The following is a 15,871-nucleotide window of genomic DNA, read 5'->3' as shown; positions in this document are numbered from 1 at the left end:
GCGTGACGGGGGTGATCAGCGGGAGCGGCCAATGGGCCTATGTCGCGGCGGCCTATGGCCTGACCGCGCTGCTGACGGGGATCGTCCTTTGGTCGAGCTGGCGCGCGATGGCGAAAGCCGAGAAGCGCAGCGATGCGCTGCGTAAGGACCGAAAATGAAAGCAAAACATCAGCGACTGGTGCTGGCGCTGCTGGCGCTGGGCGGCATCGCGGGGGCGGGGGTACTCGGCGCGAGCGCGCTGCGCGACGAGGCGGCCTATTTCCGCACCCCGGAAGAAATCAAGGCGGGCAAGGCGCAGGTCGGCGAACCGATGCGGCTGGGTGGCATGGTCGCCGCGGGCAGCATCAAGCGCCAGGGCGACGGGCTGACGATCGACTTCGTCGCGACCGACGGCAAGGCGTCGATCCCGGTGCAGTTCACGGGCATCGTCCCCGACCTGTTCGCCGAAAACGCCGGCATGGTCGCCGACGGCCGGATGCGCGCCGACGGGGTGTTCGTCGCCGACAAGATCCTGGCCAAGCATGACGAGAAATATATGCCGCCGCAGATGGAAGGCATGGACAAGGCCGTGGCCAAGGCGGCGCCGAAGACATGATCGCCGAACTCGGACTCGCCTTGCTGTGGATCGCGGCGGCGCTCGCCTGTCTCTCGCTGGTCGCGGGCACGCTGTACCTGCGCGGCGGGCAAAAAGAATTGGCGGCGCTGGTGCGGCCGGCGAGCGTGGCGCAAGGCGTGCTCACCGCGATCGCTTTCGCGTTGCTCATCGCCTGTTTCGTGCGCTCGGACATGTCGGTCGAGCTGGTCGCGCGCAACAGCAACAGCCTGAAGCCGATGCTGTTCAAGGTCGCGGGCACCTGGGGCAATCACGAAGGATCGATGCTGCTCTGGCTGACAATCCTGGGGATTTCGGGCGCGCTGGTCGCGATTTTCGAGCGGCGCCTGCGCGAAGATACGCTGATCGCCACGCTGGCTGCACAAGCCGCGCTGGGGCTTGGTTTCTTTGCCTTTCTGATCTTTTCGTCGAACCCGTTCAAACGCCTGGCCGTCGCGCCGCCCGATGGTCAGGGGCTCAACCCGCTGCTTCAGGACCCGGGGCTCGCCTTCCACCCGCCGACGCTGTATTTCGGTTATGTCGGGCTGTCGGTCGCTTTCAGCTTTGCGGTCGGCGCGCTGATCACGCGCGAGATCGGCCCGGCCTTTGCCCGCGCGATGCGGCCGTGGGTGCTGGGAAGCTGGATTTTCCTGACGCTGGGCATCACCGCCGGCAGCTATTGGGCTTATTATGAGCTCGGCTGGGGCGGCTGGTGGTTCTGGGACCCGGTCGAGAATGTCTCGCTGATCCCCTGGCTCGCGGGCGCGGCTTTGCTCCATTCGGTCGCGGTGACGGCGACGCGCAACGCCTTGCGCGCCTGGACGGTGATGCTCGCGGTGATCGGTTTTTCGATGTCGATGGTCGGCACCTTCATCGTCCGATCGGGGCTGCTGACCAGCGTCCATAGCTTCGCGGTCGATCCCGAGCGCGGAACTTTTCTGCTCGCGCTGATGGCGATCTATATCGGCGGCGCGCTCACCTTGTTCGCGCTGCGTGCCGGAACGGTCGCCGAGGGCAAGAAATTCGCGCTGCTCAGCCGCGAAGGGTCGCTGGTGATCAACAATCTGTTGCTGACGACGATTCTGGCTTTGGTGTTGCTCGGCACGCTCTATCCGATCGTCGCCGAGGCGATGGGCGAGAAGATTTCGGTCGGCCCGCCTTATTATAACAAGGTCGCGGGGCCGCTGGCGCTGATCCTCTGCCTCGTCATGGTCGCCGGGCCGCTGCTCGCGTGGCGCAAGGACGACGGGCGCAAACTGCGCTCGCGGCTGCCGCTCGCGGCGCTCGCCGGCACGGTCGTGCTTGTGGCGCTGGTGATCTTTGGCGGCAAGGTCGGCATCCTGCCTTTGCTCGGCATGTCGGTGGCCGGGATCGTCGCGGTGGCGAGCCTGGCGCCCTTGTGGGGACGCAACCTGCTGCGCACGCCGCTGCCGACATGGGGCATGGTGATCGCGCATTTCGGGGTCGCGGTGTGCCTTGCCGGCATGGGCGCCGAGAGCGCCTTCATCAAGGAACGGCTGGTCGCCGCCGCGCCGGGCGAGACGGTGCGCGTCGGCGATTTCGAGGTGCTGTTCAAGGGCGTGAAACCGGTGGCGGGGCCGAATTATACCGCGATCGAGGGGACGCTGATCGCGACATCGGGCGGCGCGTCGCATGTGCTGAAGCCCGAATCGCGTATGTTTCCGGGACTGATGGGCACCGCGCCGACCGAAACCAACGAGGCGGCGCTGCTGACGCGGCCGGGCGGACAGCTCTATGTCGTGCTGGGCCAGCCGGTGGTCGGGGTCGATGGGGCCGATCGTTATCAGCTGCGCCTGTGGTGGAAGCCGCTGGTGTGGTGGATCTGGCTCGGCGGGGCGCTGATCGCGCTCGGCGCGGGGCTGTCGATGCTCGGGCGCGCGCAATTGCTGGCGCTGTGGCGGGCGCGGCGCGCGCGCAAGGCCGAACAAAGGTTTGCACCATGAAATCGCCCTGGGTCCTGTTCGTGCCGCTGGCGATCATGGGATTGCTGTTCGGCGCCTTCGTCTATCGGCTGACGGTGCCGGGCGAGACGCTGATCCAGTCGCAATGGATCAACAAGCCGATGCCTTTGTTCGACCTGCCGCCGGCGACCGCGGGGGTCGAAGGGTTGAAAAGCAGCCAGCTCGCCGATGGCAAGCCGCGGCTGGTCAACGTCTTTGCAAGCTGGTGCGTGCCGTGCCGCGCCGAGGCGCCGCAGCTCGAGGCGCTGAAAGCGGCGGGGGTGCCGATCGACGGCATCGCGATCCGCGACCGGCCCGACGATGTCGCCCAATTCCTGCGCGACGTCGGCAATCCGTTCGACCGCATCGGATCGGACGTGCAGAGCAGCGTGCAGATCGCGTTGGGATCGTCGGGGGTGCCCGAAACCTTCCTCATCGACGGCAAGGGCATCATCCGCGAACAGATTCAGGGCGTGATCCTGCCCGAACAGGTGCCCGAGATCGTCGCCAAGCTGGAGGCGATGAAGTGAGCCGGCGTTTCGCCCTGCTCGCGCTGCTGACGCTGGGTGCGACGCCGATCGCGGCGCAGGACCGGTTGCCGCCGGCGCCTTACGCCTATCAGCAACTGCCCGACGCGGCGCAGGAGGCGAAAGCCAAAAGATTGATGGAGGAGCTGCGCTGCCTCGTCTGTCAGGGCCAGTCGATCGCCGATTCGGACGCGCCGCTGGCGGGCGATATGCGCAACGAGGTGCGGACCAAGATCGCGGCTGGCGAAAGCCCCGATGCGATCCGCGAATGGCTGGTCGCGCGGTACGGCAATTGGGTCGATTATGACCCGCCGTTCGACATGGCGACCGCCTTTCTGTGGCTCGGGCCTTTGCTCTTTCTGGCGCTTGGCGGCTGGCTGGCGTTCGGGCGTTTCCGGCGCGGCGATGATGAAGCGGAGGGTGAGGCATGATCTGGCTCTGGGTCCTGCTCGCGGCGGCGCTGACGATCGGCGGCATGATGTGGCTCGGCAGATTGCCGGCGGCGGCGCGGCCGCTCGCCGGGGCGGCGGTGATGCTGGGGCTGGCGGGCTATGCGCTGCAGGGCAGCCCGACGCTGCCCGGGCACCCGGTCGCGGTGGCGGCCGAACCCGATAATTTCGGCGAGGCGATCACCGACCAGCGGCAGGGCATGGCCGACCGTTTCGGTCCGGCGGCGCAGTGGCTGGGCATGTCCGACGGCTTTGCGCGCACCGGCAAGACCCGGCTTGCGGCGCAGACGCTGGAAAAGGGCCTTGCCAAATATCCCGACAATGTCGACCTGTGGGTGGGCCTTGGCAATGCGCTGGTGGCGCATGGCGGGGGCACGATGTCGCCGGCGGCGGCGCTGGCGTTCGACGAGGCGGCGAAGCGCGATCCGACGCATCCGGCGCCGCCCTTTTTTGCCGGGCTGGCGCTGGCGCAGGGCGGCGACCTGAAGGGGGCCGAGGCGGTGTGGAGCGAATTGCTGTCGCGCAGCCCCGCCGATGCGCCCTGGCGGCCCGACCTCGAGATGCGGCTGGCGCAATTGCGGCAGGCGCTGGGACCGCCGGTGCCCGCCGAGGCGCCCGCGGCCGCGAAGGCGCCGCCAGCGGATGCGCCATGACGTCGACGCTTCCCTTTTCCTGCGACTGGTCTAAAGGCGCGCGATGACTGCTGAGTCGCAAATGGCGGCAGGCGGCGCCGACGGCGCTGCCGCGAACGCTGCCGATACGGGCCATAGCGCGCACGATGGCCATGGCCATCATGGCGACGGGAAACTGAAGCTTGCCGTGGGCGCGGTCGGCGTCGTGTTCGGCGACATCGGCACCAGCCCGCTTTACGCCTTCCGCGAGACCTTTGCCGGGCATCATTCGATCGATGCCGACCGATTGCACATCTATGGCGTGCTGAGCCTGGTCTTCTGGTCGATGATGCTGGTCGTCACGTTCAAATATGTGCTGACGATTATGAAGGCCGACAACAAGGGCGAGGGCGGCAGCCTGGCCTTGCTGGCGCTGATCAGCCGCTCGTCGGGCGAGAAGCGCTGGACCTGGCCGATCATCCTGCTCGGGGTTTTCGCGACCGCGCTCTTCTATGGCGACAGCATGATCACCCCCGCGATGTCGGTGCTGTCGGCGACCGAGGGGCTGAGTTATATCAACAAGGGCTTCGACCCCTATATCGTGCCGATCGCGCTCGCGATCCTGATCGGGCTGTTCGCGATCCAGTCGCGCGGGACGGCGAAGGTCGGCATGCTGTTCGGCCCGATCATGCTGCTCTATTTTATGATGCTGGCGACGCTGGGGGTGATGCATATCGTCGGCCATCCGTCGATCATCGTCGCGACGCTCAACCCGCTCAATGCGCTGAATTTCTTCTATGTCGACGGCTTCACCGCCTTCATCGCGCTCGGCGCGGTGGTGCTCGCGGTGACCGGCGCCGAGGCGCTTTATGCCGACATGGGGCATTTCGGGCGCGGGCCGATCGGGATCAGCTGGCTCGCCTTCGTGCTCCCCGCGCTGATGCTCAACTATATGGGGCAGGGCGCGATGGTGCTCGAGGCCGACGTCGGGCAAAGGCTGGGGCTGATCCAGGATCCCTTCTTCCTGATGATGCCCGAGGCCTGGCAGGTGCCGGTGGTGATCCTCGCGCTGCTCGCGACGATCATCGCGAGCCAGGCGGTGATCTCGGGCGCCTTCTCGCTGACCCAGCAGGCGATCCAGCTCGGTTTCATCCCGCGCCTGCGCGTCGAGCACACCAGCGCGTCGGCGGCGGGGCAGATCTATATCCCGGTGGTCAACTGGTTCCTGATGACGATGGTGATCATCCTCGTCCTCTTCTTCGGATCGTCGAGCAACCTCGCCGCCGCCTATGGCATCGCGGTGACGGGGGCGATGTTCATCGACACTTGCCTGCTGAGCGTCGTGCTGTTCACGCTGTGGAAGTGGCCGGCGTGGAAGGCGTTGCCGATCCTCGCGGTCTTCTTCATCGTCGACATCGCCTATTTCGGCGCGAACCTGATCAAGGTGCCCGACGGCGGCTGGGTGCCGCTGGCGATCGGGCTGATCATCTTCACGATGCTGACCACCTGGTCGCGCGGCCGCAAGCTGATGCAGCAGGAAATGGCCGACGGGGCGATGCCGATTCCGGTGTTCGTCAAGTCGGCGGCGAACAGCGCGACGCGCGTTCCGGGCACCGCCGTGTTTATGACGTCGAGCGCCGACGGGGTGCCGCATGCGCTGCTCCACAACCTCAAGCACAACAAGGTGCTGCATGAGCGGATCATCCTGTTGACGATCAAGATCGCCGACGTGCCCTTCGTTCCCGAGGAGAAATTCTGCACGCTTGAGGATCTGGGGCAGGGTTTCCACCGGCTGGTGCTGCATTATGGTTTCATGCAGCCGGTCGACGTGCCCGCGGCGCTGCACCGCGTCACCGGCTGCGGCGGCGGCTTCAAGATGCTCGAGACGAGCTTTTTCCTGTCGCGCCAGACGCTGATCGCGGCGGCCAAGCCCGGGATGCCGATCTGGCGCGAGCGGCTGTTCGCGTGGATGCTGCGCAATTCGGAAAGCGCGATGGAATATTTCCGCCTGCCGACCAACCGCGTCGTCGAACTGGGCAGCCAGGTCGCGATCTGACGGCGCGTCCGTTTCGGACGCATCGGCATCGGGGCGGCTTGCGCCCGAGCGGCGGCCTTGCGATGCAGCGGTGATGGAGGCGGAACCCAACAACATGGATGCCGATAGCCGCGATGCCCCGATCCCGCCCGAGCGGCCCTTTGCCTTGCTCGTGGCGCCGGCCGCGCCGTCGTCGGTCGAGGCGCTGGAAACGGCCTTTCGCCATATGGGACTGCGGCCCGAAATCGTCGCGGCGGCGGGCGCGGATACCCCGTGCTTCCGATTGCATCTCGGCGCGCTGCAAGTGCTGGTCGGGCGCGCGGTGGCGGCCCAATTGGCGCTTGCCGACCCCGATGATCGGGCGACAAGTCGGCTCGGCGCGGTGCTGCCGGGTGGGTGGCGCGAAGATTGCTGGTTCGTGTGCCGCGAGGATGAGGCATGGGCGGGCGCCGTTCCGGGGGCGTCGTTCGAGGAATTTTGCCGGCTGCTCGTGTTGTCGATCGACCTGTTCGCCGCGCGGCAGCTTTTCTGGTCCCCCGCGCGGCTGTGGAGCGATGCGGCGCAATTTCGCGGCGCGATCGCCGAGATGCAGGTAAGCGGAATGCCGCCGGTGCTGCATCTGGTCGCGTTTCGGCGTCGCGACGGCGGCGCGGGCGAAAGGGTGACGACACGCGGGCTGGTCGCCTTTGCCGGTCAGGAGCTGGAGGCGATGATGCCGCCCGGCTGGGACATGGCGGCGATGGTTAAAAGACTGGCCCGGCTGGCGCTCGACATGGTGCTCAACGGACCGCTGATGCGGGCGCAGCAGGCACCCGGGCTGCACAGCGGCGAATGGGTCGCGCTGACGCCGCAGCGGGGCGACGGCGACCGGCCGGCGACGGTGCGGGTCGAGTTCAGCGTCGATCGTTGATGGGCGGGCGTGCGGCGCCCGCTTCGCCCCGCTGCCGCTGGTCCGGCGGCGTGCCCGCCAAGGCGGGATATCAGCGCCATCACCTGATCCCCGTCGCGCTGCTGCAGCGATCGCAGATGGCGACGATGTTCGAACAACTGGTGAGCGAAGGCTTTGCGCTGCACCGCTTCGACCTCAACGGGCTGCTGCTGCCGGGCAATGAGCGGCTGTCGGGGCTGTCGGGGCACGCGCTGCACCGGGGGCCGCACCGGGCCTATAGCGATGTCGTCGCGGCGCGGGTCGAGCAGATCCGCGCCTATCATGCGCTGCAGGCGATGCGCGAGCCGGTCGCGGCGGGCGGCGTCGCGGCGGCGCGGCTGCGCTTGCTGCAGACGGTGCTGCGGCGGGCGCTGACCGATCGGCACGGCATGACCTTCCGGCTCAACCGCCGCGACCCGATGCGGCTGTTCGCCGACCGGCCTTATCTGGACGAGGCGATCGGGCGGTTGTTTGGCGGGTAGGGGTGTCTCGACTACGCTCGACACGAACGGGGGAGGGAATGGCTGCTGACGACCGAATGCTGTCGTTCCACTCCCGTCACCCCGGGCTTGACCCGGGGCCTGCCTTGTCTTTGAACCGGCAGCGAAAGAGAAAGGCGGGTCCCGGGTCAAGCCCGGGATGACGATGGCATAAGCGTCCGCTTCCCACCCCAAAGCCGCCATTGGCGGATCAGAGCCGGACCTTGGCCTCCAGCTCGCGGCGCGCCGCCAGATATTGGTCTTCGAGCTGCGCCACAAAATCGGCGACGGGCAGCACCGCGCGGACCGGGCTGATGCCCTGGCCCGAGCCCCAGATGTCCTTCCACGCCTTGACCTTGGTGTTGCCGCCCGAGCCGAAATTCATCGTCTTCAAATCGCCTTCGGGCAAATTGTCGGGGTCCATGCCCGAGGCGACGATCGATCCGCGCAGGTAATTGCCATGCACCCCGGTGAAGAGGTTCGAATAGACGATGTCGGCGGCGCGGCCCTCGACGATGCCGTTCTTGTAACCCGGATCGGCGTTCGCCTCCGCCGTCGCGATGAAGGCGCTGCCTATATAGGCGAGGTCGGCGCCGCACGCCTGCGCGGCGAGGATCGAGCGGCCGTGGCCGATCGCGCCCGACAGCGCGACGGGGCCGTCGAACCATTCGCGGATTTCCTGCACCAGCGCGAAGGGCGACTGCACCCCGGCATGGCCGCCCGCGCCGGCGGCGACGGGGATCAGGCCGTCGGCGCCCTTTTCGACCGCCTTGCGCGCGAAACGGTCGTCGATGACATCGTGGAGCGTGATGCCGCCCCAGCCATGCACCGCCTGGTTGAGTTCCTCGCGCGCGCCCAGCGAGGTGATGGTGATCGGCACCTTCCACTTGGCGCAGGTCGCGATATCGGCCTCGAGCCGGTCGTTCGATTTATGGACGATCTGGTTGACCGCATAGGGCGCCGACGGACGATCGGGATTGTCGCGGTCCCATGCCGCGAGTTCTTCGGTGATCTGGTGCAGCCACTCATCGAGTAGGCTCTGCGGCCGGGCGTTGAGCGCCGGGAAGCTGCCGACGACACCCGCCTTGCACTGCGCAATGACGAGTTCGGGGCCCGAGACGATGAACAGGGGCGAGCCGATGACGGGCAGGCGCAGGCGGTCGAAGATCGGGGGAAGGGCCATGAATCACGCACTCCGGTTGGTTGCTCTTTGCAACTGACCTTAACGTAAACGGAAAGTGAGGCAAGGGGGTGTCATTCGCGACGATGAACTGGTCATTCTTCCCGAGGAAGCTACCACGCTGGTGCACAGGGCCCGGTCATCCAGCGATGGGACGGGATCAGGCCGGTGCTGCGGCGGGGAGTCGATAGAGGATTTCCGCATGGTTCCCCAGATAGTCGAGGACGTCGAGCGTCGGGTTCACGATAAAGTAGACGAAGGCGCCGAGAAATCCCCAACGACCAGCACGGCTTTTGGATATTTGTTTCGAGCGCCGCGAGTTTACGAAGGCCAGATTCCAGAGCACCGAAAAAGACCACAAAATTAGCAGGACGATAGCGGTCTGCGATACATGCATCAGCGTTGCGAGCGTTCTTTCATGGCTGTTCTGGAGCAGTCGCGGCCAATTGAGGCCGTTTGCGCTTTGGCCGCCGCCGCTTTTCAGGACTTCATCCGCCCAGCCGACGTCGGTGTACATGTCATAGACCGGCGCGATGACCGAAATGAGGAGTGCGGCCAGCATCCACGGAATCACGGGCGCGTTGCGATGGAAGGCTGCGAGAAATCGGTCGAGACGCTTTGTTGTCCAAGCGGTCCAGCCCCGAAGGCGTGAACCTGTCGGCAAGAGCATATGGGCATGGCTCAGAAGCTCGGTCAGAAGGACAATCGCGCTGAAACCGCCGAGGATCACGGCTTCGAGGGAAAAGGTTTCGATCGACTGGGTCATTGCGGCAACTCGCGCAAAGATTTGACCATTTGTTGCGAGACGGCCCAGATATTCTTGAGGCCCGCTGCCTTCGTCAGGGCAAAGACAAGAAGCGCCGCGCCGATGAACAGGACCGACGACGAACTGATGTGGCGCCAGACGGTGTAGGAGATCATCTCGCAAAGAAAATAGAAGATCAGCAAGGGTTCGACGAGCCGGATCACAAAAATGACCTGTGCCAGCGTCATTTCGTCGTCAGGCGTCTGCCGTGCGTCGGTGACAAGTTTGCTGAACTGGCGACGGAATACCCAAGCGGTTGTGACGGTGACCCCGAAGACCGAAGCAAAGATGATGGTGGAAATCGATGCGACGCGGGCGAAGCTTTCGACATGGCTCGGCGCTCCGAACATTTCCAGAGACCGCATAAGAAACGCGAGCGCGAGCATGTCCATCGCAACCGCCATCGATTGCAGTTGGCGCCCGAGAGCGTCTCGATTGAGCCCCAGACCCGTCAGCAGCCAGCGCACAAAGCGGCGTTGCGGGCCTTCCTTTTCGGTGGGCACTTCAAAAGGATTTTCAACCACCTTTCCGACATAGGCGCGCCACACCAGAGTGATTGTGACAATCGCGAAGCCGACAAAGACATGATTCCCGATTTCGGCGACAATATTCCGGATAAGCAGGGGCGCGTCGATGTCCCGCAGCCAGTCGACCAGATCACGAAATATGTTGGGCAAGGCCCAATCGGCGATCGCGATGGTCAGCGAGCCATAGACCAGCAAGAGAATGGCATGCCAGAAAGCATTCTGAGCGGCCCATATATATATTTGACGCGCTGTTCCCGTATAGGTTTGGAGTTTTACGGCCGTAAGACCGGCGACGTCCAATGAAACGACAGCGCCGATAAGAAAGAACAGCGCCACTTCTGGAATGCTGACCATATCGCCCCCGATATGTTCGGTATTGCCCAGAAGAAAAAATTTCGCAAGCGGCAGCGGGCTAGATATCTTTTCTAGCCGAAAGCCCGCTGCTTTCGTCAATAAAGAGGGGGCCGATTCACCGCGACCCGACGCCCGGTGTCGGCGCATCCTTCCAGTCGACGCGGTACAGGTCGAAGCGGCGGTCGCGCAAATTCTGCACCGCGCCGCTCTGGCGGCTGGTGAGCAGGTCGGCGAGGCTGAGGTCGGCGATTGCGATCGTCTCGGTGTTCGGCGCGGTGTCGGCGGCGACGCCGTCGCGGGCGAAGGCGAAGTCCGACGGGGTCAGGATCGCGCTTTCGGCATAATGAATGTCCATATTCTCGACGTTCGGCAAATTGCCGACGACGCCCGAGGTGATGACATAGCATTGATTCTCGACCGCGCGCGCGTGGCAGCAATAGCGGACGCGGAGGTACCCGCGGCGCTCGTCGGTGCAGAAGGGGACGAAGAGCATCATCGCGCCCTGGTTGACGAGGTGGCGCGCGAGTTCGGGGAACTCGCTGTCGTAGCAGATCATCACCCCGATCGGCCCGCAATCGGTGTTGATCGCGTCGGCGCCATGACCGCCCTTGATGTTCCACCAGCGGCGTTCGGAGGGCGTCGGGTGCAGCTTTTCCTGCGTATGCACCGACCCGTCGCGCAGGAAGACATAGGCGATGTTGAGGATGTCGCCATTGGCCGCGCGGGTCGGGTGCGAGCCGCCGATGATGTTGATATTATAGCTGACCGCGAGCTTTTCCATGAATGCGATATAGCGATCGGTGTAATCGGCGATCTTCTGGATCGCCTGTTCGGGGGGCAGCTTGTTCTTTTCGATCGACAGCAGTTCGAGCGTGTAGAGTTCGGGAAAGACGACGAAGTCGGCGTGATAGTCGGCGGCGACGTCGACGAAATATTCGACCTGTTCCTCGAACTGCCCGATGCGGTCGATGCCGCGCATCTGGAACTGGACCGTCGCGACGCGCACCGAGGCGGGGAGGCGGTCGGGCACGGCACCGCGCGCCTTGGGGTTCGTCGCGCGCTGCGGTTCGAGCGGGTTTTCCCAATACATGAGCACGGCATGGCCGCCGCTGTCGAGATCGCGCCGGTCATAATGGTGGAGCACGGTGCGCGGCTCGAAGCCCTGCGCGATCTGGAAATTGATCACCGGGTCGCGGAGCTGTTTTTCGACGACGGCGTCGAGATAATCCTGCGGGTCGGGATATTTGCGGCGGCGGCGGGCGTAGCCCGGCATACGCCCGCCAAAGGCGATGCCCTTCAGCTCATAGGATTGGCACAGTTCCTGACGCTTGCGGTAGAAGCGCTGGCCGATGCGCAGGCGGCGATAGTCGGGGTCGACGCACACCTCCATGCCATAGAGGATGTCGCCGTCGGGATCGTGGCTGGTGCCGAAGCCGCCGCCGCTGATCGCCGACCAGCGGTGGTCGGTGAACACCGCCGCCTGCGGCACGATGAGAGTCGCGCAGAGGCCGACGATCGCGCCCTCATATTCGGCGACGAACTGGCCTTCGGGGAAATTGTTGATCTGGCCGCGGATCTGCGCCGCCGAATAGCCTTCGCCGCGGCCGTAGACCTTGGCGGTCAGGCGCGCGATCGCGGCGGCGTCGCGGGGGGCACTATTGCGGATGACGAGCTTGGCTTTGGTGGAGTCCATGGGGCCTGCATAGGGGAGGGGAAAGCGGCTTGTCCAACGGACGGAGCGCCGATTGGTTCACCCCGCGATCATTCGCCCCCCGCGATCTCCACCCGGTTCCGTCCATTCTGCTTGGCCATGTAGAGCGCATCGTCGGCGGCCTTGAGCGCCGCGCGGGCGTCGCCATGGCCGAAGATGTCGGCGACGCCGCCCGAGAAGGTGATCTGGCCGAAAGGTTCGTCGGTCTTGCGGTTGATGAGGCGCCGCGCCGCGAGATGTTCGCGCGCCTGGTCGAGGCGCTCGGCGGCGGCGGCCGGGGTGCGCCCCCGGAACAGCATGACGAATTCCTCGCCGCCGTGGCGCGCGACATGGCATTGGTCGTCGCTGATCTGCGAGAGGGTGTCGGCGATCGCCTTGAGCACGCGGTCGCCCGCTTCATGGCCATGCGCGTCGTTGATCGCCTTGAAATTGTCGATATCGCAAAAGGCGACGCTGAGCGGTTCCATCGCCCTTTGCGCGTCGCGATACTGGACTTCGAGCAATTCCTCGAAGGCGCGGCGGTTGGGCAGGCCGGTGAGATAGTCGATTTCGGCGTCGCGCTTCGCGCGTTCGAGGCTGCGGCGCAGCGATTTGGCTTCCTCCTCGCTCCGGCGCATTTCGTCCTCGGCCTTGCGCGTGCGTTCGAGCATCGTTTTCGCGAGGTCGGCGAGGTTCGAGACGATCTGGCCGGTCTTTTGCAGCTGTTCGAGGTCGGTCACATGCTGTTCGAGTTCGCTGCCATAGTCGGCGGCCTCTTTGTGCGCGCTTTTGCTCTGGGCCTGGAAGGCGTCGAGATTGGTTTCGAGCCGCGCCATCAACCGTTCGAGTTCGGCCTGCGCCGAGCTGTCGGCGACCTCGTCGGTCAGTTCGTCGAGCCATGTCTGGGTCACGCCGCCATTGCCGGTGCGCGCCGTGATCTGACGCGACAGGCGCGGGTTGTTGCCCGAAAAGGCGCTGTGCGCGAAGAGCAGGTTCGCCGGCGTGATGTCGAGATTATTGTCGATCAGGAAGGTGCCGATGGCGTCGACCAGATCGCGCCGCGTGAGCCGCGCGAGATCGCGCATGCCCCCGGGCTCGGCCGCCGGTTGGGGTGTGCCGTCGCGGGAACGAAGCCCGAGCCATCCGAGGAGCCGCCCTACCGGCTCGCCTGAAGAAGGTGCAATACTGGTCATGCGACGTTTAACGGCGACGGGTGAAGAGGATTAAGCGCGGTTTACCACGATCGCGACGGCCGCGCGCCAAGGCGTGGATAAGCGGCCTGTTTTTCTGCCGCAGCCGATTAGGAGGCGGAGTTGCCAGGGACCATGCAAAAAAGATTCGGGATCCTGTCGATTTGAGCCGGGCTCGTTCGTCGTCTAGACAGGAGGCCATGTCGGCTCCGTCCCGAGGAGAAGAAAAATGCGTGTGATGATATTCGTGAAGGCGACCGAGGACAGCGAGCGCGGGATCGATCCCGGTCCCGAGACGACCGCGATGTTCGAGGCAATGGGCAAGTTCAACGAAGAGCTGGTCAAGGCCGGCGTGATGGTCGACGGCGACGGGCTCAAGCCGTCGTCGGCGGCCAAACGGATCGCGTTCGACGGACCGAACCGGTCGGTGATCGATGGCCCCTTCGCCGAAGCGCGCGAGCTGGTCGCGGGATATTGGATCTGGGAGGTGAAGGACATGGACGAGGCGGTCGCCTGGGCCAAGCGCTGCCCCAATCCGATGCCGGGGCCGAGCGAACTCGAGATCCGGCCCTTTTACGAGATGGAGGATTTTGGCGACCTGCTGCCCGCCGAGGTGATCGCACAGGAACAGCGACTGCGCGACCAGTTGAGCGGCGAATAGGTCTTCGCCTGCCATGCTTGCCTCCCCGGCGCGCTTGCCCGAGAAGGCGGGCATGGCAGACGGCGAAACCCACGGCCATAGCAACCGGGCAATCGAGGCGGTGTTCCGGATCGAGCGGGCGCGGTTGATCGCGTCGCTGGCGCGGATGACGCGTGACGTCGATCGCGCCGAGGAACTGGCGCAGGATGCGCTGCTGATCGCGCTCGCCGAGTGGCCGGCATCGGGGGTGCCCGCCAATCCGGGCGCCTGGCTGACGGCGGCGGCGAAGCGGCGCGCGGTCGACGGCTTTCGCCGCGCGGCGATGCAGGATCGCAAACATGCCGAAATCGCACGCGAGCTGGACGGAGAAAGCGACATGAACGCCGCAGTCGAAGCGGCGATCGACGATGAGTTGGGCGACGAGCTGCTCGGGCTGATCTTCGCCGCCTGCCATCCGGTGATCGCGCCCGAAGCGCGCGCGGCGCTGACGCTGCGGCTGGTCGGCGGGCTGACCGTCGCCGAGATCGCGCGCGCCTTCCTCTCGAATGACGCCACCATTGCTGCGCGGATCACGCGCGCGAAAAAGGCGATCGCCAAGGCGGGGGTGGCGTTCGAGGTGCCGCGCGGCGCCGAACTGGCGGCGCGTCGCGCGTCGGTGCTCGAGGTGATCTACCTGATTTTCAACGAAGGCTATGCCGCGACCGCAGGGCCGTCGCTGGTGCGGCCGCCGCTATGTGCCGAGGCGCAGCGGTTGGGGCGCATCCTGGCGGCGCTGATGCCGGGCGAGCCCGAGGTGCTGGGGTTGCTGGCGCTGATGGAGATCCAGGCGTCGCGGCTGGCGGCGCGGGCCGGACCCGACGGCCGCTTCGTGCTGCTGACCGCGCAGAACCGGACGCGCTGGGATCAGCTCTTGATCCGGCGCGGGCTGGCCGCGCTGGCGAAGGCCGAGGCGCTGGGCGGGGGCGATGGGCCCTATGTCCTGCAGGCGGCGCTGGCGGCGTGCCATGCCCGCGCACGGCGCGCCGAGGATACCGATTGGGCGCGGATCGCGGCGCTCTATGACCGGTTGCGCGGCGTCATGCCGTCGCCGGTGGTAGACCTCAACCGCGCGGTCGCGCACAGCATGGCCTATGGCCCGGAGGCCGGACTGCGGCTGGTCGATGAGATTGCCGAAGAGGCGATGCTGCGCAACTACGCGCCCTTGCCCGCCGCGCGCGGCGATTTCCTGTTTCGCGCCGGGCGCCTCGGCGAGGCGAAGGCGGCGTTCGAGGAGGCCGCAAGACTGACGGGAAACGACCGCGAGCGTGAGTGGCTGCTCGGCCGGGCGACGGCGTGCGGCGATTAGGCCGCAGCCTCGTCCTTGGCGGCGTCGCGGCGGGCGCGGGTCTGTTCGGTCAGCAGGATTTTTTCGGCCATCGAGCGCCAGGCGGCTTCGGCGCGCAGATTGCGGTCGCGGACCTGGCTGAGCGTCGTCGCGGCGGCGTCGCTGGCGCATTTTTCGGCCTGGGTCAGATAGAAATCGCTGGTGGTGGACACGGGCCTGTTCTCCTGGATGGCGGCCGCAAGGGGTGCGGCCGCCCGATGGGGCATGATCAGTCGATCATGTCGGCGATCAACCGGCGCAGCTCGCGGCGCGAGAGCGTCGGCGAGCGACGGGCCGCCGGAACCCGCTGCGGGGTCTTGGGCGACGATAGAACCGCAACATGCGGAAAAGCATTGGAATAATTAAACATAGTCTCTCATAGTTTCTGTTGTCGTTGACTTGATATTCAGGTCATCTTGGGGGTCAGCGGCGCTTTGGCGCGCCGCCGCCGGGACCTCCGGGGCCGCGCTCGCGATAGACGAGCCGCCCCTTGCTGAGGTCGTAAGGCGTCATTTCGATGCGAACCGCATCGCCGACGAC

17 protein-coding genes and 2 pseudogenes are annotated in these 15,871 nt (G+C 65.8%); 11 read left to right on the top strand and 8 right to left on the bottom strand.

Translation table 11 applies throughout. The annotated features are described in order from the left end of the window. The first annotated feature begins 2 nt into the window (after window positions 1-2). From ACREB7_RS11785 to ACREB7_RS11745, 9 genes are all read left to right on the top strand, one after another. Entirely contained in the window at window positions 3-158 is a 156-nt protein-coding gene (locus ACREB7_RS11785) for a hypothetical protein (RefSeq protein ID WP_431592465.1), read from the top strand. Further along, complete coding sequence (gene ccmE, locus ACREB7_RS11780) at window positions 155-595, top strand: cytochrome c maturation protein CcmE (RefSeq protein ID WP_431592464.1); 441 nt, start codon at window positions 155-157, stop codon at window positions 593-595. Before ACREB7_RS11785 ends, ccmE begins: the two co-directional genes overlap by 4 nt. After that, window positions 592-2,556, top strand: a complete 1,965-nt coding sequence (locus ACREB7_RS11775; RefSeq protein ID WP_431592463.1) for a heme lyase CcmF/NrfE family subunit — start codon at window positions 592-594, stop codon at window positions 2,554-2,556. The genes ccmE and ACREB7_RS11775 overlap by 4 nt, the downstream gene beginning before the upstream one ends. Further along, window positions 2,553-3,083, top strand: coding sequence for a DsbE family thiol:disulfide interchange protein (locus tag ACREB7_RS11770; protein WP_431592462.1), 531 nt, complete (start codon window positions 2,553-2,555; stop codon window positions 3,081-3,083). Before ACREB7_RS11775 ends, ACREB7_RS11770 begins: the two co-directional genes overlap by 4 nt. Continuing rightward, window positions 3,080-3,511 carry a cytochrome c-type biogenesis protein gene (locus ACREB7_RS11765; RefSeq protein ID WP_431592461.1) on the top strand — a complete coding sequence of 144 codons (432 nt, stop codon included), beginning with the start codon at window positions 3,080-3,082 and terminating at the stop codon, window positions 3,509-3,511. The genes ACREB7_RS11770 and ACREB7_RS11765 overlap by 4 nt, the downstream gene beginning before the upstream one ends. Continuing rightward, the gene (locus ACREB7_RS11760; RefSeq protein ID WP_431592460.1) at window positions 3,508-4,182 is read left to right on the top strand and encodes a tetratricopeptide repeat protein; all 675 of its coding nucleotides are present in this window, start codon (window positions 3,508-3,510) and stop codon (window positions 4,180-4,182) included. Before ACREB7_RS11765 ends, ACREB7_RS11760 begins: the two co-directional genes overlap by 4 nt. A 43-nt stretch (window positions 4,183-4,225) precedes the next feature. Next, a complete protein-coding gene (locus tag ACREB7_RS11755) occupies window positions 4,226-6,196 on the top strand; it encodes a potassium transporter Kup (protein WP_431592459.1) in 1,971 nt (656 codons plus the stop codon). 73 nt (window positions 6,197-6,269) lie between these two features. Next, window positions 6,270-7,085, top strand: coding sequence for a hypothetical protein (locus ACREB7_RS11750; protein ID WP_431592458.1), 816 nt, complete (start codon window positions 6,270-6,272; stop codon window positions 7,083-7,085). Beyond that, window positions 7,085-7,585, top strand: a complete 501-nt coding sequence (locus tag ACREB7_RS11745) for an AHH domain-containing protein (RefSeq protein WP_431592457.1) — start codon at window positions 7,085-7,087, stop codon at window positions 7,583-7,585. Before ACREB7_RS11750 ends, ACREB7_RS11745 begins: the two co-directional genes overlap by 1 nt. A gap of 208 nt (window positions 7,586-7,793) precedes the next feature. Here ACREB7_RS11745 and ACREB7_RS11740 read toward each other — a convergent pair whose 3' ends face one another. The 5 genes from ACREB7_RS11740 to ACREB7_RS11720 form a co-directional block, all read right to left on the bottom strand. Next, window positions 7,794-8,765: an NAD(P)H-dependent flavin oxidoreductase gene (locus ACREB7_RS11740; RefSeq protein WP_431592456.1), complete on the bottom strand. Its 972-nt coding sequence runs from the start codon at window positions 8,763-8,765 to the stop codon at window positions 7,794-7,796. Between the two features lie 157 nt (window positions 8,766-8,922). Next, complete coding sequence (locus ACREB7_RS11735) at window positions 8,923-9,528, bottom strand: hypothetical protein (RefSeq protein WP_431592455.1); 606 nt, start codon at window positions 9,526-9,528, stop codon at window positions 8,923-8,925. Next, window positions 9,525-10,547 (bottom strand): hypothetical protein, encoded by a 1,023-nt coding sequence (locus tag ACREB7_RS11730; RefSeq protein WP_431592454.1) that lies wholly within the window; start codon window positions 10,545-10,547, stop codon window positions 9,525-9,527. The genes ACREB7_RS11735 and ACREB7_RS11730 overlap by 4 nt, the downstream gene beginning before the upstream one ends. Before the next feature lie 16 nt (window positions 10,548-10,563). Next, window positions 10,564-12,141 carry a GNAT family N-acetyltransferase gene (locus ACREB7_RS11725; RefSeq protein ID WP_431592453.1) on the bottom strand — a complete coding sequence of 526 codons (1,578 nt, stop codon included), beginning with the start codon at window positions 12,139-12,141 and terminating at the stop codon, window positions 10,564-10,566. 68 nt (window positions 12,142-12,209) lie between these two features. Further along, window positions 12,210-13,223, bottom strand: coding sequence for a diguanylate cyclase (locus tag ACREB7_RS11720; protein ID WP_431592452.1), 1,014 nt, complete (start codon window positions 13,221-13,223; stop codon window positions 12,210-12,212). 334 nt (window positions 13,224-13,557) lie between these two features. Between ACREB7_RS11720 and ACREB7_RS11715 the strand changes: the two are divergent. Beyond that, window positions 13,558-13,917, top strand: a pseudogene (locus ACREB7_RS11715) (YciI family protein); the annotation flags it as partial. 124 nt (window positions 13,918-14,041) lie between these two features. Then, complete coding sequence (locus ACREB7_RS11710) at window positions 14,042-15,313, top strand: RNA polymerase sigma factor (protein ID WP_431592451.1); 1,272 nt, start codon at window positions 14,042-14,044, stop codon at window positions 15,311-15,313. Here the strand turns inward: ACREB7_RS11710 and ACREB7_RS11705 are convergent. From ACREB7_RS11705 to ACREB7_RS11695, 3 genes and pseudogenes are all read right to left on the bottom strand, one after another. Then, a complete protein-coding gene (locus ACREB7_RS11705; RefSeq protein ID WP_431592450.1) occupies window positions 15,310-15,504 on the bottom strand; it encodes a hypothetical protein in 195 nt (64 codons plus the stop codon). The two genes, ACREB7_RS11710 and ACREB7_RS11705, sit on opposite strands and share 4 nt — an antisense overlap. Window positions 15,505-15,560: 56 nt before the next feature. Continuing rightward, window positions 15,561-15,701, bottom strand: coding sequence for a hypothetical protein (locus ACREB7_RS11700; protein WP_431592449.1), 141 nt, complete (start codon window positions 15,699-15,701; stop codon window positions 15,561-15,563). Between the two features lie 53 nt (window positions 15,702-15,754). After that, window positions 15,755-15,871: pseudogene (locus ACREB7_RS11695) on the bottom strand (translation initiation factor IF-1); the annotation flags it as partial.

Source organism: Sphingopyxis sp. (genome assembly GCF_050725615.1).
Lineage (GTDB): Bacteria > Pseudomonadota > Alphaproteobacteria > Sphingomonadales > Sphingomonadaceae > Sphingopyxis.
The sequence above is the reverse complement of the archived record's forward strand: the minus strand, read 5'-3'. Positions and strand labels throughout refer to the sequence as shown.